General features: G+C 73.6%; 25 protein-coding genes. 7 read left to right on the top strand and 18 right to left on the bottom strand.

The window, feature by feature from the left end; all coding sequences use genetic code 11:
- Positions 1–107 precede the first annotated feature (107 nt).
- Positions 108–890: a class I SAM-dependent methyltransferase gene (locus tag IG05_RS0113935; protein WP_037813796.1), complete on the top strand. Its 783-nt coding sequence runs from the start codon at positions 108–110 to the stop codon at positions 888–890.
- Positions 891–948: 58 nt separating this feature from the next.
- Positions 949–1,734, top strand: a complete 786-nt coding sequence (locus IG05_RS0113930; RefSeq protein ID WP_030342456.1) for an SURF1 family protein — start codon at positions 949–951, stop codon at positions 1,732–1,734.
- Positions 1,735–1,837: 103 nt separating this feature from the next.
- Here the strand turns inward: IG05_RS0113930 and IG05_RS0113925 are convergent, their stop codons facing one another.
- The 7 genes from IG05_RS0113925 to IG05_RS0113895 form a co-directional block, all read right to left on the bottom strand.
- Entirely contained in the window at positions 1,838–2,914 is a 1,077-nt protein-coding gene (locus IG05_RS0113925) for a hypothetical protein (RefSeq protein ID WP_030342454.1), read from the bottom strand.
- Between the two features lie 143 nt (positions 2,915–3,057).
- Positions 3,058–3,651 (bottom strand): SigE family RNA polymerase sigma factor, encoded by a 594-nt coding sequence (locus IG05_RS0113920; RefSeq protein WP_030342452.1) that lies wholly within the window; start codon positions 3,649–3,651, stop codon positions 3,058–3,060.
- A gap of 399 nt (positions 3,652–4,050) precedes the next feature.
- The gene (locus tag IG05_RS0113915) at positions 4,051–5,130 is read right to left on the bottom strand and encodes an aspartate-semialdehyde dehydrogenase (RefSeq protein WP_030342451.1); all 1,080 of its coding nucleotides are present in this window, start codon (positions 5,128–5,130) and stop codon (positions 4,051–4,053) included.
- The gene (locus IG05_RS0113910; RefSeq protein ID WP_030342449.1) at positions 5,130–6,401 is read right to left on the bottom strand and encodes an aspartate kinase; all 1,272 of its coding nucleotides are present in this window, start codon (positions 6,399–6,401) and stop codon (positions 5,130–5,132) included. Before IG05_RS0113910 ends, IG05_RS0113915 begins: the two co-directional genes overlap by 1 nt.
- A gap of 171 nt (positions 6,402–6,572) precedes the next feature.
- A complete protein-coding gene (locus tag IG05_RS0113905; protein ID WP_030342448.1) occupies positions 6,573–7,235 on the bottom strand; it encodes a DUF5063 domain-containing protein in 663 nt (220 codons plus the stop codon).
- Positions 7,228–7,827 carry a recombination mediator RecR gene (gene recR, locus IG05_RS0113900; protein WP_030342446.1) on the bottom strand — a complete coding sequence of 200 codons (600 nt, stop codon included), beginning with the start codon at positions 7,825–7,827 and terminating at the stop codon, positions 7,228–7,230. Before recR ends, IG05_RS0113905 begins: the two co-directional genes overlap by 8 nt.
- Before the next feature lie 73 nt (positions 7,828–7,900).
- Positions 7,901–8,263 carry a YbaB/EbfC family nucleoid-associated protein gene (locus tag IG05_RS0113895; protein ID WP_037813708.1) on the bottom strand — a complete coding sequence of 121 codons (363 nt, stop codon included), beginning with the start codon at positions 8,261–8,263 and terminating at the stop codon, positions 7,901–7,903.
- 250 nt (positions 8,264–8,513) lie between these two features.
- Between IG05_RS0113895 and IG05_RS0113890 the strand changes: the two genes are divergently transcribed.
- Positions 8,514–9,263, top strand: a complete 750-nt coding sequence (locus IG05_RS0113890; RefSeq protein WP_030342443.1) for an SLATT domain-containing protein — start codon at positions 8,514–8,516, stop codon at positions 9,261–9,263.
- Between the two features lie 20 nt (positions 9,264–9,283).
- Here IG05_RS0113890 and IG05_RS0113885 read toward each other — a convergent pair whose 3' ends face one another.
- Complete coding sequence (locus tag IG05_RS0113885) at positions 9,284–11,179, bottom strand: serine/threonine-protein kinase (RefSeq protein ID WP_030342442.1); 1,896 nt, start codon at positions 11,177–11,179, stop codon at positions 9,284–9,286.
- Between the two features lie 224 nt (positions 11,180–11,403).
- On the opposite strand from IG05_RS0113885, the gene IG05_RS0113880 reads away from it, so the two are divergent.
- The 3 genes from IG05_RS0113880 to IG05_RS0113870 all read left to right on the top strand — a co-directional run bounded on the left by IG05_RS0113880 (position 11,404) and on the right by IG05_RS0113870 (position 14,354).
- Positions 11,404–12,759: an aspartate aminotransferase family protein gene (locus IG05_RS0113880; protein WP_030342440.1), complete on the top strand. Its 1,356-nt coding sequence runs from the start codon at positions 11,404–11,406 to the stop codon at positions 12,757–12,759.
- Between the two features lie 126 nt (positions 12,760–12,885).
- Entirely contained in the window at positions 12,886–13,581 is a 696-nt protein-coding gene (locus IG05_RS0113875) for a GntR family transcriptional regulator (RefSeq protein ID WP_030342438.1), read from the top strand.
- Positions 13,582–13,703: 122 nt separating this feature from the next.
- Positions 13,704–14,354 (top strand): hypothetical protein, encoded by a 651-nt coding sequence (locus tag IG05_RS0113870; protein WP_030342437.1) that lies wholly within the window; start codon positions 13,704–13,706, stop codon positions 14,352–14,354.
- Between the two features lie 9 nt (positions 14,355–14,363).
- On the opposite strand, the gene IG05_RS0113865 is transcribed toward IG05_RS0113870, so the two are convergent.
- Together IG05_RS0113865 and IG05_RS0113860 are read right to left on the bottom strand one after the other, a co-directional pair.
- Positions 14,364–14,591 carry a hypothetical protein gene (locus IG05_RS0113865; protein WP_030342435.1) on the bottom strand — a complete coding sequence of 76 codons (228 nt, stop codon included), beginning with the start codon at positions 14,589–14,591 and terminating at the stop codon, positions 14,364–14,366.
- Positions 14,592–14,678: 87 nt separating this feature from the next.
- On the bottom strand, positions 14,679–15,962 hold the full coding sequence (locus IG05_RS0113860) for an adenylosuccinate synthase (RefSeq protein WP_030342433.1): 1,284 nt from the start codon (positions 15,960–15,962) through the stop codon (positions 14,679–14,681).
- A gap of 197 nt (positions 15,963–16,159) precedes the next feature.
- On the opposite strand from IG05_RS0113860, the gene IG05_RS0113855 reads away from it, so the two are divergent.
- A complete protein-coding gene (locus IG05_RS0113855) occupies positions 16,160–17,008 on the top strand; it encodes a hypothetical protein (protein ID WP_030342432.1) in 849 nt (282 codons plus the stop codon).
- Between the two features lie 19 nt (positions 17,009–17,027).
- Here IG05_RS0113855 and IG05_RS0113850 read toward each other — a convergent pair whose 3' ends face one another.
- From IG05_RS0113850 to IG05_RS0113815, 8 genes are all read right to left on the bottom strand, one after another.
- Positions 17,028–18,248 (bottom strand): cytochrome P450, encoded by a 1,221-nt coding sequence (locus tag IG05_RS0113850; RefSeq protein ID WP_030342430.1) that lies wholly within the window; start codon positions 18,246–18,248, stop codon positions 17,028–17,030.
- Between the two features lie 69 nt (positions 18,249–18,317).
- Positions 18,318–18,983 carry a response regulator gene (locus IG05_RS0113845; RefSeq protein WP_030342428.1) on the bottom strand — a complete coding sequence of 222 codons (666 nt, stop codon included), beginning with the start codon at positions 18,981–18,983 and terminating at the stop codon, positions 18,318–18,320.
- Positions 18,980–20,347, bottom strand: a complete 1,368-nt coding sequence (locus IG05_RS0113840; RefSeq protein ID WP_037813793.1) for a sensor histidine kinase — start codon at positions 20,345–20,347, stop codon at positions 18,980–18,982. Before IG05_RS0113840 ends, IG05_RS0113845 begins: the two co-directional genes overlap by 4 nt.
- A gap of 99 nt (positions 20,348–20,446) precedes the next feature.
- Complete coding sequence (locus IG05_RS0113835) at positions 20,447–21,136, bottom strand: response regulator (protein ID WP_030342425.1); 690 nt, start codon at positions 21,134–21,136, stop codon at positions 20,447–20,449.
- Positions 21,133–22,539 carry a histidine kinase gene (locus tag IG05_RS42140; RefSeq protein ID WP_078894122.1) on the bottom strand — a complete coding sequence of 469 codons (1,407 nt, stop codon included), beginning with the start codon at positions 22,537–22,539 and terminating at the stop codon, positions 21,133–21,135. The genes IG05_RS0113835 and IG05_RS42140 overlap by 4 nt, the downstream gene beginning before the upstream one ends.
- Entirely contained in the window at positions 22,532–23,740 is a 1,209-nt protein-coding gene (locus tag IG05_RS0113825) for an acyltransferase family protein (RefSeq protein ID WP_051789788.1), read from the bottom strand. The genes IG05_RS42140 and IG05_RS0113825 overlap by 8 nt, the downstream gene beginning before the upstream one ends.
- 4 nt (positions 23,741–23,744) lie before the next feature.
- Entirely contained in the window at positions 23,745–24,743 is a 999-nt protein-coding gene (locus IG05_RS0113820; RefSeq protein WP_030342421.1) for an alpha/beta hydrolase, read from the bottom strand.
- Between the two features lie 160 nt (positions 24,744–24,903).
- Positions 24,904–25,788 carry an alpha/beta hydrolase gene (locus IG05_RS0113815; RefSeq protein WP_030342419.1) on the bottom strand — a complete coding sequence of 295 codons (885 nt, stop codon included), beginning with the start codon at positions 25,786–25,788 and terminating at the stop codon, positions 24,904–24,906.
- Between the last annotated feature and the right edge of the window lie 140 nt (positions 25,789–25,928).

The following is a 25,928-nucleotide window of genomic DNA, read 5'->3' as shown; positions in this document are numbered from 1 at the left end:
AGCCTGTGGATAACTTTCCGCGCATGAGCGTTTCCGTGCCTTCGCCGCCCGTACCCGAGGGCTTTGCCCCGTCCGTCCCCGACGGCTGGCGCGAGGACAACCGGGCCATGTGGGACGAGCGTGTCCCCGTCCACGTCGCCGGTTCCTTCTACGATCTCGACGGCTTCCGCACCCGCCGGGACGACCTGCGGGACTTCGAGACGGCGGAGGTCGGGGACGTCACCGGGAAGTCGCTGCTGCACCTGCAGTGCCACATCGGCACCGACACCCTCTCCTGGGCCCACCGCGGCGCCGCCCGCGTCGTCGGCCTGGACTTCTCGGCACCGGCGGTGGAGACGGCCCGCGCCCTCGCGGCCGACCTCGGCTACGGCCCCGACCGGGCGGCCTTCGTCACCAGCGACGTGTACGACGCGGCCACCGCCGTGCCCGAGCCGTCGTACGACGTCGTCTACACCGGCCTGGGCGCCCTGTGCTGGCTGCCGGACATCCGGCGCTGGGCCGAGACGGCCGCCTCCCTCGTCGCGCCCGGCGGCTTCCTCTACCTCGCCGAGTTCCACCCGGTCACCGAGACCCTGGACGACGAGACCGGCACCCGGGTGGTGCGCGACTACTTCGCCCGGGACGCACAGGTGTGGAACGAACCGGGCACCTACGCCGACCTGGACGCCGTCACCGTCCACAACCGCAGCGTGGAGTGGCAGCACACGCTCGGGGACGTGGTCTCCGCGCTCGCCGCGACGGGGCTGCGCATCGAGTTCCTGCACGAGCACGACGTGTCGCTGTTCCCACGGTTCCGGAACTTCGAGGTGCGCGACGGCTACCACCGCTTCCCGGCGGGCCATCCGCGCATCCCGCTGATCTACTCCCTCAAGGCGAGCAGGGTGAACTGAGCGGGCAAGGGCCGCCCCGCGGCCGGGCCGCCGGGCCGGGCGCCGTACCGTGGAGGGCGTGTACCGGTTTCTGCTGACACCCCGCTGGTGGGGCATCAACGTCTTCGTGCTGCTCGCCATCCCCTTCTGCGTCTTCATGGGGTCGTGGCAGCTGGGCCGGTTCGAGGACCGGGTGCAGGACCACCGTGCCGTGACCGAGCAGGTCGCGGCCGGCCGGGACGAGGCCGCGCGCCCGCTGGACTCGATGCTGCCCGTCGACAAGGCCACGGCGGGCCGGCGGGTCACGGCGAGCGGGCGGTACGGCGAGCAGCTGCTGGTGCCCGGGCGCGAACTGGACGGCAAGCGCGGCTTCTACGTGCTGACGCTGCTGCGCACCGGCTCCGGGAAGGCGCTGCCCGTGGTGCGCGGCTGGCTGCCCGGTACGGCGCGCGCGGCCGAGGCGCCCGCGCCGCCCGCCGGCCAGGTCACCGTCACCGGCGCGCTGCAGGCGTCCGAGACGCCCGGGGACAACGGGGTGAGCGCGCAGGGCGGGCTGCCGGCCGGGCAGACGGCGGCGATCAGCACGGCCTCGCTGGTGAACCTCGTGCCGTACCGGCTGTACGACGCGTGGGTGACCCTGGACAAGGGGGACGCCGGGATGAAGGCCGTGCCCGCGAGCGCGCCGAGCGGCAGCGGGCTGGATCTGAAGGCGTTCCAGAACCTGGGCTACACCGGCGAGTGGTTCGTGTTCGCCGGGTTCGTGGTCTTCATGTGGTTCCGGTTGCTGCGGCGGGAGGTCGAGTTCCAGCGGGACGCCGCGCTGGGCCTGGTGCCCGAGGAGCAGACACCGGTGCCCAGCGCGTGACGGTCGGCCGGGCGTGGGGACGCTGCCCGGCTCCGCAGGGTGCCGCTTCCGCGGGACGGGGCTCCGCCCTGCCGCGGCGGTGGCCCCGTCGGCCCGCGGAGCGTCACGCGCCGGGCAGCACCCCGGTGTAGTAGACCGTCCCCGCGCAGGCGCCCGGTACCACCGCGCCGGCCGACGGGGCGCCGCCCTGAGCCGTGTGGGTGACCGCGATGCTGCCGTCGGCGGGGCCGTCCTCGGTGGCCAGCTGGGTGGTGGTGCCCGCCGAGGCGCCGGTGTCGGCCGTACCGCCGGAGGCACTCGCCTCCTGGCTCGGCGACGGGTCCGGCGACGGCTCGCTCGGGTCGGGGCCGCCGGTACCGGTGCCGCCGGTGGTGGGGCAGGTCTCCGAGGGCACGAAGGCGAACTTCTCCTCGTAGGCCGAGCCGGGCTGCAGCACCAGGGAGGAGACCTCCAGGGACGGGTCGGGCAGGGAGGCCGCCGCGTCCCCGGCGACGTGCCGGGCGCTGAAGACCTTGGCCGGGTCGGCGGCGCCCTGGGCGGTCGGCGTGATGGTGCCCGGGCCGCCGAGGATGCAGGCGGTGCCGGAGATGTTGGTGACGCGGAAGGTGCCGTAGACGACGCCGGCGGTGTCGGGGGCGTTCACCGTGCCGGTGGCGGAGCCCAGCTGGGCCGCCGTGCACGGCGGGGTGCCCGAGGCCGTCGTGGCGGTGGGCCCGGGGCCGCCGGCGGAGCCCCCGGTGTGGCCGCCCTTGTCGCTCTTGTCGTCGCTCTTGCCGGGGTCCTTGTCCGGCTTGACCGTCGTACTGGCGCCGTCCTTCTTGCCGCCCTTGTCGGCGCCCTTGTCCTTGCCCTGCCCGGTGCCGCCCTGGGCCTGGGAGCTCTGGCCGGCCATGGCGGTGTTGGGGTCGGACCCGCCGGCCTGGGAGACGTGCACGAGGGCGGGGACGGCGGTGCCGATGAACAGGGCCGCCGCGGCCACGCCGACGACCGCCTGCCGCTTGCGGGCGCGGCGCGCGGGGACGGCGCGGCGCAGGTGGTCCAGGGTGCCGGTGCGCGGCTGGATGCCGTCGACCGCCGAGTGCAGCAGCCGGCGCAAGGCCAGTTCGTCGGTGTCGAGCCCGTCCAGGCTGTGGACTCCGTCGAGCCCTTCGGGGCCCTGGTGTTCGGGGCCGTGGTTCACAGTTCCGTTCCCAGCGTGCGATGGCGTGTGCTGCTGCCCGGTGCGCTCTGTCGGCTCGTGCCAGGCATAGGGCTCGTGTCGTTCATGGGAGTGGCGCTCGTGGGAGTGGCCCTCATGGGAGCCGCCCCCTTCGGCGTGGTCGCTCATGCCGATGCCTCCATGGCCACCCGCAGCGCGGCGATGCCCCGCGAGCCGTACGCCTTCACCGAGCCCAGCGATATGCCGAGGGTCTCGGCGACCTGGGCCTCGGTCATGTCGGCGAAGTAGCGCAGCACGAGCACCTCGCGCTGGCGGCGCTGCAGACCCTTCATCGCCTTGATGAGGTCGCGGCGCTCCAGCTGGTCGTAGGCGCCCTCTTCCGCGCTCGCCATGTCGGGCATCGGCTTGGAGAGCAGCTTCAGGCCGAGGATGCGCCGGCGCAGCGTGGACCGGGAGAGGTTGACGACGGTCTGCCGCAGGTAGGCGAGGGTCTTCTCGGGGTCGCGGACGCGCTTGCGGGCCGAGTGGACGCGGATGAAGGCCTCCTGGACGACGTCCTCGCAGGAGGCGGTGTCGTCGAGGAGGAGTGCGGCGAGGCCGAGCAGCGAGCGGTAGTGCGCCCGGTAGGTCTCGGTGAGATGGTCGACGGTCGTCCCGGCGGCCTCGGTCGCCACGGCGCCCGCGGTCTCCTCGGCTCCGTCACGCTGACTGGGTATGCGGGCGGGCCGCGCTGCGGGCATGGGCGCGATCACCGGCATGCCGCCGGGCGGGCGGGGCCGGAGCGCCGCGCGGGGCCGCAGGGCAGTAGCGCCGCGGGCCGCAGTGAGTTCGAGTACCTCTGCCACGCCTGTTGGACACGTTTCCCCCCTCGGGGGTTGTACGTGCCGGGCGTCACATGTGCGACAACCGACGGTGCCTCAAGTGCCGTCATGCGTCCCGCTCTTCCCTTATGTCCCATTTGAACGGGCGTCCCCACGCCCCGATCACGGCGTCCCCACGCCAGGATCATCACGTCCTCAGGCCCCGCAAGGGTGACCGCAAAGACGCTCCCCGCCTCCGTACGGTTGCGGAAGGCGGGGAGTGAAATCCTCTGTCGCCGAGGGGGGACGGTTCAAGTGGATTGGACCATGCCCCTGGCCACACTTCTTACTCGGGTCCTACAAACCGGGCTGGGCGGGGGCGGAGTTCTCCGCCGCGATCAGCTCCGCGATCTGCGCGCAGTTCAGGGCGGCGCCCTTGCGCAGGTTGTCGCCGCACACGAACAGCTCCAGCGCGGTCGGGTCGTCCAGCGCCCGCCGTACCCGGCCCACCCAGGTCGGATCGGTGCCCGCCACGTCGGCGGGCGTGGGGAACTCGCCGGCGGCCGGGTCGTCGCACAGCACCACGCCCGGCGCGGTGGCGAGGATCTCGCGGGCGCCGTCGACGCCGACCTCCCGCTGGAAGCGGGCGTGGACGGTCAGCGAGTGCGTGGTGATCACCGGCACCCGGACACAGGTCACGGCGACCGGCAGCCTCGGCAGGCCGAGGATCTTCCGGGACTCGTCACGGACCTTCATCTCCTGCGACGACCAGCCGTCCTCGCGCAGCGAACCGACCCACGGTACGACGTTCAGCGCGACCGGCTCCGGGAACGGCCCGGTGTCCTCCCCGACGGCCCGCCGGAGGTCGCCGGGCTTGGTGCCCAGCTCGGTCCCGGCCACCAGGGACAACTGGGCCCGCAGCGTCTCCACGCCGGCCCGCCCGGCGCCGCTCACCGCCTGGTACGACGAGACGACCAGCTCGCGCAGCCCGAACTCGGCGTGCAGCGCGCCCAGGGCGACGATCATCGTCAGGGTGGTGCAGTCGGGGCTCGCGACGATCCCGCGCGGGCGGGACCGCACCGTGTGCGGATTGACCTCGGGCACGACGAGCGGCACGTCCGGGTCCGTCCGGAAGGCGCCGGAGTTGTCCACGACGACCGCGCCGCGCGCGGCGGCGACGGGCGCCCACTCGGCGGCGACCTCGTCGGGCACGTCGAACAGCGCGATGTCGACCCCGTCGAAGGAGTCCTCCGTCAGGGCCGTCACCTCGACCTCCGCCCCGCGCACGGTCAGCTTGCGGCCGGCCGAGCGCGGGGAGGCGATCAGGCGGATCTCGCCCCAGATGTCCGCCCGCTGGGACAGGATCTGGAGCATGACCGTGCCGACGGCCCCGGTCGCTCCCACGACCGCGAGCGTCGGCTTACCGGTCGGTGCCATCAGCGGCCCGTGCCTCCGTAGACGACGGCCTCGTCGCTGTCGGAGTCCAGCCCGAAGGCGGTGTGCACGGCGCGGACGGCCTCGGGGACGTCGTCGGCGCGGGTGACCACCGAGATGCGGATCTCGGAGGTCGAGATCAGCTCGATGTTCACCCCGGCGTCGCTGAGCGCCTCGAAGAACGCGGCGGTGACGCCCGGGTTGGTCTTCATACCGGCGCCGACCAGGGAGATCTTGCCGATCTGGTCGTCGTAGCGCAGCGAGTCGAAGCCGATGCCGGAGCGGTTCTTCTCCAGCGCGTCGATGGCCTTGCGGCCCTCGGTCTTCGGCAGCGTGAAGGAGATGTCCGTCAGGCCGGTGGAGGCGGCGGACACGTTCTGCACGACCATGTCGATGTTGATCTCGGCATCGGCGATGGTCCGGAAGATGGCGGCGGCCTCACCCGGCTTGTCCGGCACACCGACGACCGTGATCTTGGCCTCGGAGGTGTCGTGCGCGACACCGGAGATGATGGCCTGCTCCACCTTCTTGTCCCCAATCGGTTCACTGCTGACCCACGTGCCCTGCAGTCCGCTGAAGGACGACCGGACGTGGATCGGGATGTTGTAGCGGCGGGCGTACTCCACACAGCGGTGGAGCAGCACCTTGGAACCGGAGGCCGCGAGCTCCAGCATGTCCTCGAAGGAGATCCAGTCGATCTTCTTCGCCTTCTTCACCACGCGCGGGTCGGCGGTGAACACGCCGTCGACGTCGGTGTAGATCTCGCAGACCTCGGCGTCGAGCGCGGCGGCCAGCGCGACGGCCGTGGTGTCGGACCCGCCGCGCCCCAGCGTGGTGATGTCCTTCTTGTCCTGCGAGACGCCCTGGAAACCGGCGACGATGGCGATGTTGCCCTCGTCCAGCGCCGTCCTGATCCGGCCCGGCGTGACGTCGATGATCCGGGCTTTGTTGTGGACCGAGTCGGTGATGACGCCTGCCTGGCTGCCGGTGAACGACTGGGCCTCGTGGCCCAGGTTTTTGATCGCCATCGCCAGTAGGGCCATGGAGATCCGCTCTCCGGCGGTCAGCAGCATGTCGAATTCCCGCCCGGCAGGCATGGGAGAAACCTGCTCGGCGAGATCGATCAGCTCGTCCGTCGTGTCGCCCATCGCGGAAACGACGACGACAACCTGGTTGCCGTTCTTCTTCGCTTCCACGATCCGCTTGGCGACGCGCTTGATGCCCTCGGCATCGGCTACGGAGGAGCCTCCGTACTTCTGCACGACAAGGCCCACGTGCGCTCCTCGCTCGGTTCGTTTGTGTCGGCTCAGTCTATCGAGCGTCCGAATTCCACCACCCTGCTCCCGCATGGTGAGACATCCGGACGCCCGCCACCGGCACCTGCCCAGCGGTCCGCCGGACACTCGGAACGTGCCCGGGGTCACAGCCGCGGCGGGACGGGCGGCCTACTTCCCCGGCCGGATCCCGAGCGGCCCGCCGATCTCCTGGGCCATCACCCGGCCCGCCTCGAACTCCAGGGTCTCGTCGCCGATGTCCGCCTGGTCGGTGTCGAGCCCGTCCAGCTCCTCCAGGGGCTGGTTGAGGCGGACGTGGATGAGGACGGACTGGAGGGCGCGCAGCACCGCGGAGGCCGTCGGACCCCAGTTGGAGAAGTACGAGAACTGCCACCACCACAGGGCCTCGGTGGTGCGGCCGGCCCGGTAGTGGACCATGCCGTGCCGCAGGTCCGTGATGATGTCGGCGAGGTCGTCGGAGATCCGGGCGGGCACCGGCGCCTTGCGGGGCTCGTACGGGTCGAAGACCTCGGAGTAGACGTCGACCGGGTCCAGCAGCCGGGCGAAGTTCTCACGCAGCTCGTCCAGATCCGGTTCGGGGCCCGGGTCGGGCTCGTAGCGCTCCTCGGGGACGATGTCCTCGTGGGCGCCCAGCCGGCCGCCGGCCAGCAGGAGCTGGGAGACCTCAAGGAGGAGGAAGGGGACGGCCGATTCCGGTTCGTCGCCCCTCGCCACCTCCGTGACGGCCACCAGGAAGCTCTCGACCTGGTCCGCGATCTGGACGACGAAGTCGTCCGGGTTCTGCGTCGAGGCGTGCAGCGTGGCGTCAGACATCTAGGAGTCGTCTCCCCTCGAAGGCGCGGCCGAGGGTCACCTCGTCCGCGTATTCCAGGTCGCCACCCACCGGGAGGCCGCTGGCCAGGCGGGTGACCTTCAGGCCCATGGGCTTGATCATGCGGGCGAGGTACGTCGCCGTGGCCTCGCCCTCCAGATTCGGGTCCGTGGCCAGGATCAGTTCCGTGACCGTCCCGTCGGCCAACCGCGCGAGAAGTTCCCGTATACGCAGGTCGTCCGGTCCCACGCCCTCGATGGGGCTGATGGCGCCGCCGAGGACGTGGTACCGGCCGCGGAACTCACGGGTGCGCTCGATCGCGACGACGTCCTTGGGTTCCTCCACCACGCAGATGACGGAGGGGTCGCGGCGCGGGTCGCGGCAGATGCCGCACAGCTCCTCCTGTGCCACGTTGCCGCACGTGGCGCAGAAGCGGACCTTCGCCTTCACCTCCAGGAGGGCCTGCGCGAGCCGCTTCACGTCCGTCGGCTCGGCCTGCAGGATGTGGAAGGCGATCCGCTGCGCGCTCTTGGGACCGACGCCGGGCAGCCGCCCCAGCTCGTCGATGAGGTCCTGGACCACGCCTTCGTACAACGGACTGCCTTTCCTGGAGACCTTGCGGTACGTACGGTAGTCGGCTCCCGCCTCCGCTCGGAAGGCGGATGCCTCAGAACGGCAGGCCCGGGATGCCGCTGCCGCCGCCCAGCCCCTGGGCGAGGGGGCCCAGCTTCTGCTGCTGGAGCGCCTGGGCGTTCTCGGTGGCCGCCTGCACGGCCGCCACGACCAGGTCGGCGAGGGTCTCCGCCGTCTCCTCGGGCGTCGCGGCCTCCGGGTCCACCGCCTTCGGGTCGATCCTGAGGGCGCGCAGCTCGCCGGCGCCGGTCACGGTGGCCTGCACCAGTCCGCCGCCCGCCTGCCCGTCGACCTCCGTGTTCGCCAGCTCCTCCTGGGCCCGCTGCAGGTCCTGCTGCATCTTCTGGGCCTGCTGGAGCAACTGCTGCATATTGGCCTGGCCACCACCGGGAAACACGATCAGCTCCTTAGCGTCTTCTCCTTGAGCACGAGCCTACGTGGTCCACGCCCCCATCGCCCCGCCACTCTTTCGAGTGAGAAGTTCGGCAGTCGTATACCTGATCAAGGCCCCCGTCCGGGCGGAAAAGCTGGGAAAGCTCCCTCTCCGCCACCCATTGGGCGGTAGGAAGGGGGCCGCGCACCGGCATGAAATGTCACGCAAAGTGACCGGTGGTGAGCAGCGATCCGTCATCAGTAGGGAGTGCCGGGTGGGTCAGCCGGAGATGCAGCCCGAGGGTCCGCCTCAGGACGGGCGGGGCGAGGGTGCGGCCGGGCTGCGGCCGGGCGATCTGACCGGGCGGGCGTTCCCGCTCGGGGACTGGGGCGAGCCCGCCGAACGGCTCGACGAGCTGTACCGGTGGGTGGAGCGGCGGGCACTGGAGACGGCGGCCTGGTATCTGCGGGACCGGGTGTGGAAGCGGCGCGGGGCCCGCGTGCTGCGGATCGGGGCCGCGGCCGGCGCGGTGGCCGGGGCCGCGCTGCCCCTGCTGGAGCTGACCGGGGCGGCCGGCGGGGTCGCGCCCTGGGGCTGTCTGGCGCTGCTGCTCACGGCCGCCTGCGTCGGTGTCGACCGGTTCTTCGGCGTCACCTCCGGCTGGATAAGGGACGTCGCCACCGCCCAGGCGGTGCAGCGGCGGCTGCAGGTGTTCCAGTTCGACTGGGCCTCGGAGAGCGTGCGAGAGGTGCTGGGACCGGCGGAGGGCACGGCGAGCGAGGCGGCCGAGCGGTGCCTGTCGGTGCTGCGGCGCTTCTCGGAGGACATCACGGAGCTGGTGCGCACGGAGACCACCGACTGGATGGTGGAGTTCCGCACGGGGGCTGCGCCGCTGGGCATCCAGACGGCGGTGGCGGCGGTGCCGCGGCAGGAGGTCGGGGGCGGCGGGGGCCGCTTTCCCCTGCCCCCGGCGAACGGCAGCCGCCCAAACATGCCCCGGCAACGGCCCCCGGAGCCGCGCTAGGGGGGTGTCCCGGCCCCGGCCTACTCCTTGTCGTAGGTCAGGCTCTCCCCACCGCCGCGCTTCTCCCGCTTGAGCCGCCCGTCCGGCAGCAGGGTGACCTCGGTGGCCTCCCCCGGGGTGCAGGAGGATGCGGGTTCACCGCTGGTGACGGTGGACGGCCCGATCTCCAGCGGCCCGCTCCCGCCGGGCGCTTCGGTCAGCTCCGCCGCGAAGACGCAGTGGTACGACCCCCCGCCCTCGGTCGGCCCGTCCGCGACCAGTGTCAGCACGGTGTCGCCCACCTCGCCCTGCCGGATGGTCAGTTCGCGGGAGTTGGAGCCGGCCGCGTTGTCGATGGTCGTCCGCCAGGTGCCCAGGTAGCCCTCCGGGACCGTCCCGGCGGCGGAGGCGGACGGCGACGGCGACGACTCGGCGGGCGTGGCCGGGCCGGAGCCGTCCGGCGGCGCGGCGCGGGCGGTGGGCGCCGCGGTCACCCGGCCCTCGCCCTTGTCGTCCGCCGCGCCGCCGTTCTTCATCAGCGCGTACACCGAACCACCCGCACCGAGCGCGACGACCAGCGCGATCACCACGAGCAGCGCGGTGGACCGCCCGTTGCGCCGCTCCGGCTCCGCCGGGATCCCGGCGGCCACCGGCCCGTACGGCGGGGTGGCCCCGAGCCCGCCGCCCGGCCCCGCGTAGGGGTTGTACGACGGCTGGGCCCCGCCCCAGCTCCCGGGCCGGGGCGGGTAGCCGTAGGCGGCGGCCTGCGGATGCTGGGGGTGCGACTGCGGCTGCGGTGCCCCGAACGCCGCCCCGAACGCGGGAGGCACCGGCGGCGCACCGGGCGGCGGGGTACCGGGTGAGACGACGGTCGGCAGGTGGTTGACGGGGGCGGCCGGCCCGCCGTCGGACACGGGGGCGTGTTCGGGCGACGGGCCGGCACCGCCGGCGTCCGGCGCCGCCCGCGGCACCGGCGGGAGCGCGTGGCCCGGAGCGGCCGCCCCGCCGCCCTCCGGGTTCTCCACCTCCAGCAGCTGCACCGCGTGCCGCCCGAGCTGCGCGACCAGCGAACCCGGCAGCCAGGGGTCCCGGGACCGGCCCCCGGTCACGGTGTCCTCCACCCCGGTGCGCTCCAGGATCGCGTCCAGCGAGGGCCGGCTGCCCGGCTCCTTGCGCAGGCAGTCCCGTACCAGGTCGGCGATCCCCTCCGGGACTCCCGTCAGGTCCGGTTCCTCCTGGGCTATGCGGAACATCAGGGCGTGCGCCCCGCTGTCGGTGCCGCCGAAGGGCAGCACCCCGGTCGCCGCGTACGCCAGCACGGACCCGAGGCAGAACACGTCGCAGGCCGGGGTGATCCGGTCCCCGCGCACCTGCTCGGGCGCCATGAAGCCGGGCGAGCCGACGAGCGCCCCGGTGCGGGTGAGGCCCTCGCCGCCGGCGGTCGCCGTCTCCCGGGCCCGCGCTATGCCGAAGTCGATCACGCGCGGGCCGTCGATGGTGACCAGCACGTTGGACGGCTTGAGGTCCCGGTGCACGATCCCGGCCGCGTGGATGTCCTTCAGCGCGTGCGCGAGCCCCGCCGCCAGGATCCGTACCGACCGCTCGGGCAGTGCCCCGTGGTCGTGCCCGACGACCCGCTGCAGGCTCGGCCCGGCCACATAGCCGGTCGCCAGCCACGGCACGGCCGCCTCGGTGTCCGCGTCCAGCACGGGCGCGGTCCAGTACCCGCCGACCCGGCGCGCGGCCTGCACCTCCTGCCGGAAGCGCGCGCGGAACTCCTCCTGCGCGGCCAGCTCCTCCCGGACGAGCTTGACGGCGACCGTCCGCCCCCGGTCCGACCGGGCCAGGTACACGTGCCCCATGCCGCCCGCGCCGAGCCGTGCCAGCAGCCGGTATGCCCCGATCTGCGGCGGATCCCCCGGTCCCAGCTTCTCCATCCCCGCGCCGCCTTCCCCCCATAGGTATGCAACGACCGAGAATAGTGCGGCGGTACGAGGGCGGGAGCGGAGCTGGGTCTACGGTTCCGTAACAGGCCCGTCCGGTTCGTCCCCGGGCCGTCCTTTCCCGGGCCCTCCCGTCGACAACCTGTCGCGAATTCCCGTCGTCCACGGAACATCACGCCGATATGCCTTCCGCATCGCGGACATTTACGCTCACCGGCATGACCCCTCAGCCCAGCCCCGAAGCCGGCGCCGCGGTGAAGGCCGCGGACCGTGCGCACGTCTTCCACTCCTGGTCCGCCCAGGACCTCATCGACCCCCTCGCCGTCGCCGGCGCCGAGGGGTCGTACTTCTGGGACTACGACGGCACGCGGTATCTCGACTTCACCAGCGGCCTCGTCTTCACCAACATCGGCTACCAGCACCCCCGGGTCGTCGCCGCGATCCAGGAGCAGGCCGCGAAGCTCACCACCTTCGCGCCCGCGTTCGCCGTCGAGGCCCGCTCGGAGGCGGCCCGGCTGATCGCCGAGCGGACCCCCGGCGACCTCGACAAGATCTTCTTCACCAACGGCGGGGCGGACGCCGTCGAGCACGCGGTGCGCATGGCCCGGCTGCACACGGGCCGCCCGAAGGTGCTCTCGGCCTACCGCTCGTACCACGGCGGCACCCAGCAGGCCGTCAACCTCACCGGCGACCCGCGCCGCTGGGCCTCCGACAGCGCCGCCGCCGGCGTCGTCCACTTCTGGGCGCCGTTCCTCTACCGCTCCCGCTTCTACGCCGAGACCGAGGAGCAGGAGTGCGCCCGGGCGCTGGAGCACCTGGAGACGACGATCGCCTTCGAGGGCCCGGGGACGATCGCCGCGATCATCCTGGAGACCATCCCGGGCACCGCCGGGATCATGGTCCCGCCGCCCGGCTACCTGGCGGGCGTGCGCGAGCTGTGCGACAAGTACGGCATCGTCTTCATCCTGGACGAGGTCATGGCCGGCTTCGGCCGCACCGGCGAGTGGTTCGCGGCCGACCTGTTCGGCGTCACCCCCGACCTGATGACCTTCGCCAAGGGCGTGAACTCGGGGTACGTGCCGCTCGGCGGTGTGGCCATCTCCCAGGAGATCGCCGAGACCTTCGGCAAGCGGCCGTACCCGGGCGGGCTCACCTACTCCGGGCACCCGCTGGCCTGCGCCGCCGCCGTCGCCACGATCAACGTGATGGCGCAGGAGGGCGTGGTCGAGAACGCCAAGCGGCTCGGCGAGAGCGTCGTCGGCCCGGGCCTCGCCGCGCTGGCCGAGCGCCACCCGAGCGTCGGCGAGGTGCGCGGTACCGGCATGTTCTGGGCGCTGGAGCTGGTGCGGAACCGGGAGACCCGCGAGCCGCTGGTGCCGTACAACGCGGCCGGCGAGGCGAACGCCCCCATGGCCGCGTTCGCCGCCGCCGCCAAGCGGAACGGCCTGTGGCCCTTCGTGAACATGAACCGCACCCACGTGGTCCCGCCGTGCAACGCCACCGAGGCCGAGCTGAAGGCGGGCCTGGCCGCGCTCGACGCCGCGCTGAGCGCCGCCGACGAACACACCGTGTGACCGAACCACGGCTGCCGCCGGGCCGGTCCGAACGCGTAAGGTGACGTGCTCGTAAGCAAATGGACGCGTTTTATCCGCGCGTCCGTACGAGTACGTCACCCGGACGGGTGAGGAGAGGTCCGGACCATGCCCGGCAACGGCACCGTGACGCGCAGCACCCTGCGCCAGCAGATCGCGGACGCGCTCCGTGACGAGGTGCTGGCCGGGCGGCTGCGCCCGGGCCGGGCGTTCACCGTCAAGGAGATAGCCGACCAGTACGGCGTCTCCGCCACCCCCGTCCGCGAAGCGCTGGTCGACCTGTCCGCGCAGGGCATCCTGGAGGCCGACCAGCACCGCGGCTTCCGGCTGCCCGAGTACTCGCTCACCGACTACCGGGACATGATCGAGGCCCGCAGCCTGGTCACCGACGGCATGTTCCAGGCCCTCTCCACCGGCCACCCGGCCTTCCGCACCCCGCCCGAGGACCCGCGCACGGCCGCCGCCCTGGCCACCGTGCGCCGCCGCGGCGAGGAGGCCCAGCGCGCCGCGACCGCCGGCGACGTCACCGTCCTCATCGGCTACGACCTGCGGTTCTGGCGCGAGCTGAGCGCCCTGTTCGGCAACCCCTACCTCGGTGACTTCCTGCACCGCCTGCGCGTGCAGTCCTGGGTCTGCGCGGTGCAGCACCTGCTCCGCCTGCCCGACCTGCGCGGCCGGCTCTGGGCCGGGCACCCCGAACTGGTCGACGCGCTGGCCCGGCGCGAGGCCGAGGCCGCCCACGCGATCGTCGCCGCCGCCAACGCCCACTCACTGGCGCTGCTGGAACACCTGACCAACGGGTAAGTGACCGGTACGGTCCCTCCGTGCCGTCCGAGGGGAGCCGCCCCGGGGCCGTACCGACTACCCTTCCCTGACCACCTGCTGCCGTGCGTGATCACGCGCCTGCCGATGCGAGGAGCCCTCTTTTGGCCTGTGACCTGTGGCTGGTACCGCTCGTGGACGTGTTGTGCCACACCCCGGACAACCCCTTCGCCGAGGAACTCGCGCAGTACAACAAGGCCCTGGCCGAGGCCGGCCTGCCGCCGGTGCCGGTGTACCAGTACATGCCGGGCCTGTCCGGCGACGTCGCCCCGGTCGCCGGTTTCGACTACGACGCCCTGCACTTCCTGCGCCGGGTGTACCTGCTCCAGGTCTGCGGGCTGCCGGTGACGCCGGTGGACGAACTGGGCGGCGACTACGAGCAGTTGCTGGAGATGTTCGAGTCGACGGCCCAGCAGTCCCACCTGGTCTGGCACTACGACCACGCGGGCGCCTACGTCCCCGTGGACTTCCCGCACCCGCTGTCCAACGACGAACTCCTCGCCGGCGGCGGCCCCTTGGGCTCCGCCCAGACACTGCTGCGCGAACTCCAGTACGTCGCCCCGTCCATCGGCATCGACCCGGCCAACCCCCCGGCGCCCCCCGCCGCGCCCACGGCCCCCACGGAGCTGGAGGAACCGGCCGTCCCGGCCCCGTACGACCCCAGCCCCTTCGCCCGCGAACGCCACGTCTGGCTGGGCCTGCACGCGGCGGCGACCCGCTCCCTGGCCCAGGGCTCGATGATCGTGTTCAGCTGACGCCCGGGCCTACCCCGGCAGGCCGGGGACGCGGGCGATGAGGCGGATCACCGGGGGCCACAGCACCCCGGCCGCCATCAACAGCGACGGGCCGAGGTGCACCGGGCACACGAGCAGGGGCGGTCTGCCGTGGCGGACGACCTCGAAGACGGCCGGGTCCGAGCAGTCCGTGCCGCCGGCCCGGTGCCCCTCACCGCCGTACGGTCCCCGGCACAGCGCGCTCCGGTGGACGCCCATACGTCCATTGTCCACCGGGTACGACGACGCGACCGCCCGCCGGCGACGCCCGGGGAGGGCGGGCCGGCGGGCGGTCCAGTGCGGTGCCTAGAGGAACGAGTTGATCTCGATCGTCTCGTCGCGGCCCGGACCCACGCCGATCGCGGAGATCGGCGCGCCGGACATCTCCTCCAGCGCCTTGACGTAGTTCTGGGCGTTCTTCGGCAGGTCGGAGAAGGACTTCGCCTTGGTGATGTCCTCCGACCAGCCCGGCAGGGTCTCGTAGACCGGCTTGGCGTGGTGGAAGTCGGTCTGCGAGTACGGCAGCTCCTCGACCCGCCTGCCGTCGATCTCGTAGGCCACGCAGACCGGGATCTGCTCCCAGCCGGTGAGGACGTCCAGCTTGGTGAGGAAGAAGTCGGTCAGGCCGTTCACGCGGGTCGCGTAGCGGGCGATGACCGCGTCGAACCAGCCGCAGCGGCGGTCACGGCCGGTGGTGACGCCCCGCTCGCCGCCGATGCGGCGCAGCGCCTCGCCGTCCTCGTCGAACAGCTCGGTCGGGAACGGGCCGGCGCCGACGCGGGTCGTGTAGGCCTTGAGGATGCCGATGACGCGGCTGATCTTCGTGGGGCCCACGCCGGCGCCGGTGCAGGCGCCGCCCGCGGTCGGGTTGCTGGACGTCACGAACGGGTACGTGCCGTGGTCGATGTCCAGCAGGGTGCCCTGGCCGCCCTCGAAGAGCACGACCTTGTCGTCCTCCAGGGCCTGGTTCAGGACCAGCACCGTGTCGGCGACGTACGGCTTGATCTGCTCGGCGTAGCCCAGCAGCTCCTCGACCACCTGCTCGGCGGCGATGGCGCGCCGGTTGTAGAGCTTGGTCAGGATCTGGTTCTTGACGTCGAGGGCGGCCTCCACCTTCTGCTGGAGGATCGACTCGTCGTAGAGGTCCTGGACCCGGATGCCCACGCGGTTGATCTTGTCCGAGTAGGTCGGGCCGATGCCGCGGCCGGTCGTGCCGATCTTGCGCTTGCCGAGGAAGCGTTCCGTCACCTTGTCGACGGTCACGTTGTACGGCGTGATGATGTGCGCGTTACCACTGATCAGGAGCTTGGACGTGTCGACGCCTCGCTCGTTCAGACCGCTCAGCTCGGAGAGCAGGACCGACGGGTCGACGACGACGCCGTTGCCGATGACCGGGACACACGAGGGCGAGAGGATCCCGGAAGGGAGAAGGTGGAGGGCGTACTTCTGATCACCCACGACTACCGTGTGGCCGGCGTTGTTGCCGCCCTGGTAGCGCACCACATAGTCGACGGAACCACCGAGCAGGTCCGTCGCCTTTCCCTTGCCTTCGTCACCCCACTGAGCACCGAGCAGCACAAGTGCGGGCACGCGCGTACACCCCTTCCGGGCGGGGCATGTCCAAGGTCGGGGGCGTGGGCGTAAGGTTCACCGCCGCGTACCACCGCGACCGTCTTCGGTCGCACAACCGTCGGACCGGATGCCCCGGAATAGACGAAGCCCCTGGCGCAATAGCGCAAGGGGCTCTTGCACAAAGATGCTACCCGAGGAAGCGAGGCAGGACCGAGGTGGCGACTTTCGCGACGTCCGATCAGCTGCTGGTGATCATCGATCCGGCCGCGCGGCAGACGGACGCAGAGTCCGTACGCATCGCGAAAGACGTGCTCAGCGCGGGTGCGGCGACCAAGGTGTGTCTCCCGGAGGGGCCGGAGGAATTCGCCCGGGCACTGGGCCGTAGGGGGTCCCGGCGGCCGGTCCTGATCGGCGACGACCGGACGCTGGTGCGGGCCGTGACGCTGCTGCACCGGCAGCGGGAGCTGGCCCGGTGCGCGCTGGCGGTGGTGCCCGTGGGCCGTACCGCGCTCGCCGAGTCGCTCGGGGTGCCCTCCGGGGCGGTCGCGGCAGCTCGGGCGGTCCTGGACGGCGCCGAGCGCCGGCTGGACATGCTGGTCGACGACAGCGACGGGGTGGTGCTGGGCGCGCTCGGCATCCCGTCGGCGCCGGTCCGGGAGCCGGCCGCCCCGGTGCCGCTCTCCGCGGGCCGGTCCTGGTACCGCTCCCTGGTCCGGCTGGGCGCCCGCCCCGCCCGGCTGCCCGCCGTCCCCTCCCCCGGCGCGACCCGGCTGCGGGTGGAGGTCGACGGGGAGCCGGTGGTGGACCTGGACCAGCCGGTGGAGGCGGTGTCGGTGGCCCCGGGCCCCGGCGGGGTGGCCTCGGTGGAGGTGCGGCCCCTGTCGGTGGGCGCGGAGGCGACCCCGCTGCTGGCCTCCGGCCGCACGGTGACGGTCACGGGCGCCGACTTCCGCTACCGGGCCGACGCGACGGTCTGCGGGCCGGTACGGCGGCGGACCTGGCGGGTGATGGAGAGCGCCTGGGCGCTCACCCTGCCCGCCACGGGTCCGGCGACGGACATCTGACCGCGCCGGGGGCGGGTGGTCAGCGCAGCTCGACGCCCAGGCCCCGCAGGCCCCGGATCACGAAGTCCGGCTTCCGCTCCGGCTCGGCCGCCAGGGCCAGGGTCGGGGCCTGCCGGAGGAGGGCCCTCATGGAGGCGGCCAGCTCGATCCGGGCCAGGGGCGCGCCGATGCAGTAGTGGATGCCCGCGCTGAAGGAGATGTGCGGGTTGTCGGCGCGGGCGAGGTCCAGGCGGCCGGGGTCGGTGAAGACCGCCGGGTCGTGGTTGGCGGAGCCGAAGAGCAGGGCGACCTCCGCGCCCCTCGGGATCGTCGTGCCGTCGATCTCGATGTCGTCCAGGACCCAGCGTTCGAAGAGCTGGAGCGGGGTGTCGTAGCGCATCAGCTCCTCCACCGCGGACGGCACCAGGCCGTGGTCGGCGCGCAGGGCGGCCAGCTGGGCGGGGTTGCGGAACAGGGCCCACCAGCCGTTCACGGTCGCGTTGACGGTCGCCTCGTGACCGGCGTTGAGCAGCAGCACCGCCGTGGAGATCATCTCCTGCTCGGTGAGACGGTCGCCTGCGTCATGGGCCGCGATCAGCCCCGAGACCAGGTCCTCGCCGGGCTCCTTGCGGCGGGCCGCGATCAACTCCCGCAGGTACGCGGAGAACTCCACCGACGCCCGCACGGCCCTCGCGGCCGTCTCCTGCGGCGGGTTCAGCTCGTACATCCCGCAGATGTCCGCCGACCAGGGACGCAGCTGCCCCCGGTCCGCCTCCGGAATGCCCAGCATCTCGGCGATCACGGCCACCGGCAGCGGCTCCGCCACGTCGGTCAGCAGATCACCGCCGCCGTCGCGGACCAGGCCGGCCACCAGCTCGTCCGCCAGCGCCTCCACGTACGGCTTCAGCCGCTCCACCGTGCGCGGGGTGAACGCCTTCGACACCAGGCGCCGGATCCGGGTGTGGTCCGGCGGCTCCAGGTCGAGCATCCCGTGGTCGTTGAGGGTGTGGAACGGCTCGTGCTCCGGCGGGGGCGGGGTCCGGCCGAATTCCTCGTGGGTGAACCGGTGCAGGTGGGTGCGGCCGAGCCGGCGGTCCCGCAGCAGCGCCGAGACGTCCGCGTGGTGCGGGACCAGCCACTGGTCGGTCGGTTCGTACCGGATCACCCGGCCGCGGGAGCGCAGATCGGCGTAGGCGGGGTAGGGGTCGGCGACGAACGCCGGGTCCCAGGGGTCGAACGCGAGGTCGGTGGGGCCTGCCATGCGCGGACGCTAGCGCGCCGGACGACGCCTGGCCAGGGGGGCCCGCCCGCTCGGTTCCCCGAGGTGCGGTCAGCTCGGCGTCACCAGCCGGGCCTCGTAGGCGAACACCGCCGCCTGGGTGCGGTCGCGCAGGCCCAGTTTGACCAGGATGCGGCTCACATGGGTCTTGATCGTCGACTCCGCGACCACCAGACGCCCGGCGATCTCCGCGTTCGACAGGCCCTGCGCGATCAGGACCAGCACCTCCGTCTCGCGTTCCGTCAGCTCCCCGTACGCCGCCTGCGCCCCCGGCACCAGGCGGGGAGTGTCCGCCAGCCGGGAGAACTCCGTGATCAGCCGTTTGGTGACCGAGGGCGCCAGGAGCGCCTCGCCGGCCGCCACCACCCGCACCCCGTCGGCCAGCTGGCGCGCCGAGGCGTCCTTGAGCAGGAAGCCGGAGGCGCCCGCGCGCAGCGCCTGGTACACGTACTCGTCCAGGTCGAACGTGGTCAGCACCAGCACCTTCGCCGTCTCGTCGGCGGCGACGATCTCCCGGGTGGCCTCGATGCCGTTCAGCTCCGGCATGCGGATGTCCATCAGCACGACGTCCGGGGACAGTTCGCGGACCCGCTCGACCGCCTCCCGGCCGTTGACCGCCTCGCCGACGACCTCGATGCCCGGCATCGCGTTCAGCAGCACCGAGAAGCCCTCGCGGACCATCATCTGGTCGTCCGCGATCAGTACGCGGATCGTCATGCCCCGTCCTCGGTCGCAGGGGCCGCCGCCGGCACCGGCAGGAACACCGTCACCTCGTAGCCGCCCTCGGCCGTGGGGGCCGCCGTCATCTCGCCGCTCAGCATCGAGACCCGCTCGCGCATGCCCGTGAGCCCGTGCCCGGCGCCGGGCGAGGGCTTCACCAGGTGCGGGGCCGGCGGCGGCCCGTTGACCACGCGCAGGCCCAGGCCGCCGAGGACGTAGCCGATCTCGACCCGGGCGGTGGCACCCGGGGCGTGGCGCAGGGTGTTGCTGAGCGCCTCCTGCACGATCCGGTACGCCGACAGCTCCACACCCTGCGGCAGTTCGCGCACCGCGCCGGTCACCACCTTGTCCACCGCCGGCCCGGCCTCGCGCACATTGGCCAGCAGGCCGTCCAGGTCGGCCAGGGTGGGCTGCGGGGCGTCCGGGGCCGCGTAGTCCTCCGCGCGGACCACGCCGAGGACCCGGCGCAGCTCGGTCAGCGCCGCCACCGCGTTCTCCCGGATGGTGGCGAACGCCTTCTCCAGCTCCGGCGGCGGGTTCTCCACCCGGTAGGGCGCGGCCTCCGCCTGGATGGCGACCACCGACATGTGGTGGGCGACCACGTCGTGCAGCTCACGGGCGATCGTGGTGCGCTCCTCCAGCAGGGTGCGCCGGGAACGCTCGTGCTCGGTCACCGTCTGCTGCGCGGTCACCTCCTGCTCGGCCTGCCGGCGTATGTGCCGGACCGTGACGACCAGCAGGACCAGCGCGGACACCACCAGCATGGGCGCGGTGTCGGTGTCGTAGTGCCCGTAGCCGAAGACGGTCTCGGCGCAGAAGCCGTACAGCGCGGTCAGCAGCCACATCCAGGCGGCGGTGCGCGGGCGGGTGCGGATCGCGACGACGGTGAGCACCAGCAGGTGGGAGACGAGGCTGCCCGGCGGCCACGGCCAGCTGCCCCAGTCGCCGCCGAGGACGGCGGTGGCCGCGGTCGCCGCGAACGACAGCCAGAACGCGCCGACTGGACGCACCAGGGTCAGCAGCACCGGGACCAGGGCGAGCAGTCCGCACAGCACGCTCCCGCCGCCCGCGTCCGAGCCCGCCACCCCGGCGAGCATGGCCACGACCGCGCCGGCCGCCACCACCGCGTGCGGGGTCCAGGCCGCGTAGCCCTTCAGCCGCTCGGGGAGATGGCGGGTCAGGGGGCCGTCCACCGCCATGCGGGGCAGCGGCCGGTAGGCGAAGGCCTGGTGGAACAGGTCCTGCCGCAGCCCGCGCAGGGCGTCCGCGGCCGCGTGGAACTCGGGGCTGCGCGGCTTGTACGGCTCGAACGCGCCGTCCGGCGGATCCTGCGGCGTCGACTGCGTCTGGGTCGTCTCCATCACAGGGGAAACGGTAGGCGCGGGCCGGGCGCGCGGTCGTCCCCTTGGAGAAGGGTCCTTGGACGTCCCTCTCAGGTACTACGTGCCCGCCCGTGCCGGTCAGCGGCCCCCGGGCCGGACCACGCCCGACTCGTAGGCGAACACCGCCGCCTGGGTGCGGTCGCGCAGGCCCAGCTTGACCAGGATGCGGCCCACGTGGGTCTTCACGGTCTGCTCGGCCACGACCAGCCGCTCGGCGATCTCCGCGTTCGACAGGCCCTGCGCGATCAGCGCCAGCACCTCCGTCTCCCGCTCGGTGAGTTCGCCGACGCGCCGCTTGAGCGGGGCCCGGCCGCCGCTGCCGCCCCCGTCCAGGCGGGAGAACTCGGCGAGGAGCCGGCGGGTGATGCCGGGGGCCAGGAGGGCGTCGCCCGCGGCCACCACCCGCACCGCCTCGGCCAGTTTGTCCGCGGAGGCGTCCTTCAGCAGGAAGCCGGAGGCCCCGGCCCGCAGCGCCTCGTACACGTACTCGTCCAGGTCGAACGTGGTCAGCACCAGCACCCGGACGGCGGGGTGGTCCGCGGTGATCCGGCGGGTCGCCTCGATGCCGCCCAGTTCCGGCATCCGGACGTCCATCAGCACCACGTCCGGGGCGAGTTCGGCGGTCCGGGCGATCGCGTCCCGGCCGTGCACCGCCTGCCCGACCACCTCGATGCCGGGCTGCTTGTCGAGCAGCACGGTGAAGCCCTGCCGCACCATCTCCTGGTCGTCGGCGATGAGGACCCGGATGCTGCCGGTACCGCTCGTCATGGGTTCTGGTCTCCTGTCGGGGGCTGGTCGGGCGGGGTCGGGGCGCTATCCCGGGGGAGGAAGGCGGTGACGCTGAAGCCGCCGCCCGGGGTGCGCCGCGCGAGGACGTGGCCGCCGAGCATCGCCGCCCGCTCCCGCATGCCGAGCAGTCCGTGCCCGGCGCCCGGGGAGGGCGGGGCGGGGTACCGCGGCGGGGAGTTGGTCACCGCCAGGTGCAGGCCGTCCGGCCGGTGCCCGACCTCGACGCCGACCCGGGAACCCGGCGCGTGCCGCAGGGCGTTGCTGAGCGCCTCCTGCACGATGCGGTACGCCGACAGTTCCACTCCCGGAGCGTACGGCCGGACCTCGCCGACGACGTCCGCGGTCACCTCCAGTCCGGCCGCGCGGGTGTTCTCGATCAGCGCGTCGAGCCGGTCCAGGGTGGGCTGCGGGGCGTGCGGGGCCGCTCCGGCGCCGGAGGCGCCCAGGCCGTAGGGGTCCTCGGGGTTCTCGGAACGCAGCACGCCGAGCACCCGGCGCAGCTCGGTGAGCGCCTCCAGGGCGTTGCCGCGGATGCCGGCGAGGTTCTCCAGCAGTTCCTCGGAAGGCTCCTTCACCAGGTGGGGGGCCACCTGGGCCTGGATGGAGATCACCGACATGTGGTGGGCGACCACGTCGTGCAGTTCGCGGGCGATCCGGCTGCGCTCCTCCAGCAGGGTGCGGCGGGCCCGCTCCTCGGCGGTGATCGTCGTCTGCTGGACCAGTTCGCTGCGGGCCTGCTGGCGGCTGCGCAGGATCCCGCCGATCGACGCGGCGACGGCGAACAGACCGACGGCGACCGTGCCGGTGCCGGAGTAGTGCCCGGTCGCCAGGCCGGCTTCCAGGACGTAGGTCGCCAGGGCGGTCACGGCGGACACGGTCACCGTGCCGGCCGGCCGCACGCGCAGCGCGACGAGCAGCAGGACGGCCATGTGGGCCAGTAGTGCGGCCGTCGACCAGGGCCAGTTGGGGCCCGACGACGTCACCGACTCCAGGTGCGGGCGGGCCAGCAGGGCGGTGACGGCGGCGGCGGCCAGGGACAGCGCCCAGGCGGGCACGGGACGCCGGACGGCCAGGACGACGGCGACGGCCTGGAGGGACGTGGTGAGCAGGGCGACGGGGTAGGCGAGGCCGTACGACTCGGAGGCGTCGACGCCGCCGGCGAGGGCGATGGCCAGGCACGCCCAGGCCAGGAAGAGGTAGGTGAGGAGACGGACCCAGCGGTACCGGGAGAAGGGCGGCGCGTGGCGGGTGGGGGCCGCGCCCAGCCAGGCGCGCAGGCGCCGGCGGAGGCGGACGGTGTCGCCGGACGGGAGCCGCGGACCCTCGGCGGGTGCGGGGCTGGGGCTCGGGTCCGCGGGTGTCACGAGGTCAACCTTAGGCATGGTGGGTGGACTTCGTCGGCGGGAGGTGGCGGTGGACCACCCGGGACGGGCGGCCGCGGGGGCGGCGCGGGCCCTGCTCGTGGTGCCGGAAGGCCGCCCGGCACCCGGTCAGCGCCAGCAGGAACAGGGGCAGCCAGGCGAGGCGGTACGCCACCCAGGCCGGGGAGTCGGGTGCGGTGTGCAGGCCGGGCAGCCGGCCGGCCAGGAGACCCGTGGCCGTCACCGCCATCATGGCCGTCTGGTGCCACAGGAACACCGTCATCGCCGAGAGGTTGACGAGCGCCACCGCCGCCCACGCGAGCGGGCGGGCCAGCGCGCGGCGCAGCGGGTCGCACAGCAACAGCGCCAGGCCGCACTGGGCCAGGCCGAACGTGACGGCCGCCAGGGTCGGCGGGTCCAGGTTGGAGACCGCGCCGCCGGGGACACCCACCATGGACGCCGGGTAGCCCGCGCACCCGACGAGGGCCGCGGTGGCCGCCGTACCGCCGAGGAGCAGTACCCACGCCGAGCGCCTGCTGCGCAGCCCTCCCCGGGCCCGGGCCGCGCCCAGGGTGTAGGGGACCAGCCAGCCGGCGGCCAGGTTCACCCAGCCGAGCCAGGACGGGCCGAGGTGCAGGCCGAAGCGGAGCAGGTCCACGTGCAGGACGACGGCGAGCGGCCAGAGCGGGCTGAGGCGGGCGACGAGCGGGGTGGCGGCCGTCAGCGCGGCGAGGACCAGCAGGAACCACAGGGGGGACAGCGCCGGCTTCAGCAGGGTGTGCAGGGTGGCCGGGGAGGTGCCGGAGAGCAGCAGGACGGTGGCCGCCACCGTCCACAGGGCGAGGAGCGCGGCGACCGGGCGGAGCAGGCGGCCCAGGCGGGTCCGCAGCCAGTGGGCGTAGGAGTCGCCTCTCGCGCGGGCCGAGGCCAGACCGCGGGTGGCCACCTGACCGCCGACCAGGAAGAACACGGCCAGGGTCTGGAACAGCCAGGAGACCGGGGCCAGCCGGGGCATGTACTGCAGCGGGCTAGCCGTGTACAGCGCGCCGTCCCGCGCGACCACGGCGGTGACCAGCCAGTGGCCGAGGACGACGCCGAGGATCGCCAGGGCGCGCAGGGCGTCGACCGCGCGGTCGCGGGAGGCGGGGGTGGCGGCGTCCACGCGCCGGGCGGCCCGGCGGACCGTGTCCAGCGCGCGGTGCGGGGCGCGGGGGCTCGGCATCGGCTCAGCCACGGGTGACCTCCGAGGGGGTGTCGAGGGTGATCCGGGCGAGGTTGGCGAGGGAGGCCGAGCCCGGGGTGAAGTAGCCGCTGTGGTCGGCGCCGGCCGCGTCGAAGACCCGGGCGCCGAAGGCGGGGGAGACGGGGTCCGTGCCGAAGCCGACGGTGGTGCCGAAGAGGCCGGCGCGGACGTGCGGGACGTCCGCCACCCAGTCGCCGGCGCCGCGGGCCGCCCACACCCGGGCACGGGTGCGCAGGGCGGCGACGGAGTCCGCGGTGGTGCCGGGGCTGCCGACCAGGGCGATGTCGTCCGCGTCCAGCCCGGGGGCGGCCCGGCCGCAGACCACCGAGCCGTAGGAATGGCACAGGACGGAGAGGTGCGCGCCGGCCGGGGAGAGGGTGCGCAGCAGGCGGACGAGGGCGCGCAGGCCGGGGGCGGCTTCGTCGGCGCGGGCCGCGGTGGTCACGGTGGTGCTGACCGTGGCCGGGGTGGTGTAGCCGAGCCAGGCGACGACGGCGACGCGGGCGTGGTGGCGGGTGAGTTCCCCGTGCAGGGCGGCGGCGGCCCGGTGGAAGCGGCCGTAGGTGTCCAGGGAGGTGTCCGAGCCGGGGACCAGGACGGCGATGTGCCGTGCGCGCGTCAGGTCGCCGAAGACCTCGGTGGCGCGGCCCTCCCCCCGGCCGTCGAAGGCGAGGAGCCGGCGGGACGGGGAGGCGAGGGCGCGGTCCGCCGCGGCGCGGTGGGGGTCGCCGTGCGCGGCGGCCATGCGGGCGGCCTCGGCGGCGTTCTCCCGATTCGCCGCGTAGGCGGCGTTCAGGGTGGAGGGGGTGAGGGGCGTGGTGAGGAGGACCGGGGCCGGGGCGGGGATGCCGGGGCGGGCCGCGCCGGCGAGGGGGATGACGAGGGCGGCGGTGAGGAGGGCGGAGAGGAGAGTGCGCAGGGGGCGGGGACGCCGGGGGAGCACGGAGTCGCGGGACCGTGCGGCGGAACGGGGGTGCCCCATGGGTGACTTCCTTTCCGGGGGCCCGGGTGGGCCCTGCTGGAAAGGAAGGTACGGAGCCGGGGCCGTCGTCGGCGTCCCGCCGGGGAGCTGTCCGGGGAAGTGGCTCTCAGGTACTACGGGTAGCACCCGGGGCGGCCCCGAAGGGCCGGAACCCGGCTTCCTACCAGGCCAGTTGGGCGATCTCCTCGGCCACCACCGCGCACGCGTCGGCCGCCGGGTCGATCAGCGGGAAGTGGCCCACGTCCGCCAGCAGCGTCAGCCCGGCCACCTCCCCGGCCTTCGCCGCCGCGTCCGCGTACGACTCGGCCACCTGCTGCGGCACCACCAGGTCGCTCCGGCCCTGGACCAGGGTCGTGGCGATGCCCGTCGGCAGCAGCAGCACCGGGTCCGCGTACGGGCGGCGCAGGGCGAAACCGTCCTGTCCGCCGAGGAGTTGTGCGCAGGCGTGCCCGCAGACGTCCAGTTTCTCCGCCACCTCGAAGTCCGCGATCGGGGCGAGCGCGACGACACCGCGCAGCGGAGCCGGACCGTCCGTGCGCCAGGCGGCGTCGGCGGGGAGGACATGGCGGGCCGCCGCCCACAACGCCAGGTGGCCGCCCGCCGAGTGCCCGGTCAGGACCGTACGGCGGGGGTCCGCCTGCGGCAGCGCCTCGCGGACCAGCGCGGGCAGGGCGTCCAGGGCCGCCGCGACGTCGTCGAAGGTGTCGGGCCAGCGGCCGGCCGGCGGCGTGCCGTCGGCCGCGGCGTCCCCGGCGCCTCCCCGCCGGTACTCCACGTTGGCCACCGCGAAGCCCCTTCGGGCCAGGTAGTCCGCGAAGGGCGTGAGGTGGCGGCGGTCGTAGCGGGCGCGCCAGGCGCCGCCGTGCAGGACGACCACCAGCGGGGCGGGCGTGGCGGAGCCCGGGCCGGGGCGGGGAGCGTAGAAGTCGATCACCTGGTCGGGGTGGTCACCGTACGCGGCCGTGGCGTCGGGATCGACCGGGGCGTGCGAGAAGGCCGACTCCTCTTCGGCGGCGGCGCGGGCTGCTGCGGCGTCGTCCGGCATGCTCCAACCTCTCAGCGACAGGACACGTTCCGGCGGACCAGGTGGCGGACCGGCCGTTGGCCGGGACGGTATCAGGACGGTGACGTGCGCGGATACGGGCTTGTCACGCACGGTGAGGTCACCCGGCCGCGGGGCGGGAG

The sequence above is a fragment of the Streptomyces sp. NRRL S-1022 genome, assembly GCF_000720135.1.
GTDB lineage: Bacteria > Actinomycetota > Actinomycetes > Streptomycetales > Streptomycetaceae > Streptomyces.
The sequence above is the reverse complement of the archived record's forward strand: the minus strand, read 5'-3'. Positions and strand labels throughout refer to the sequence as shown.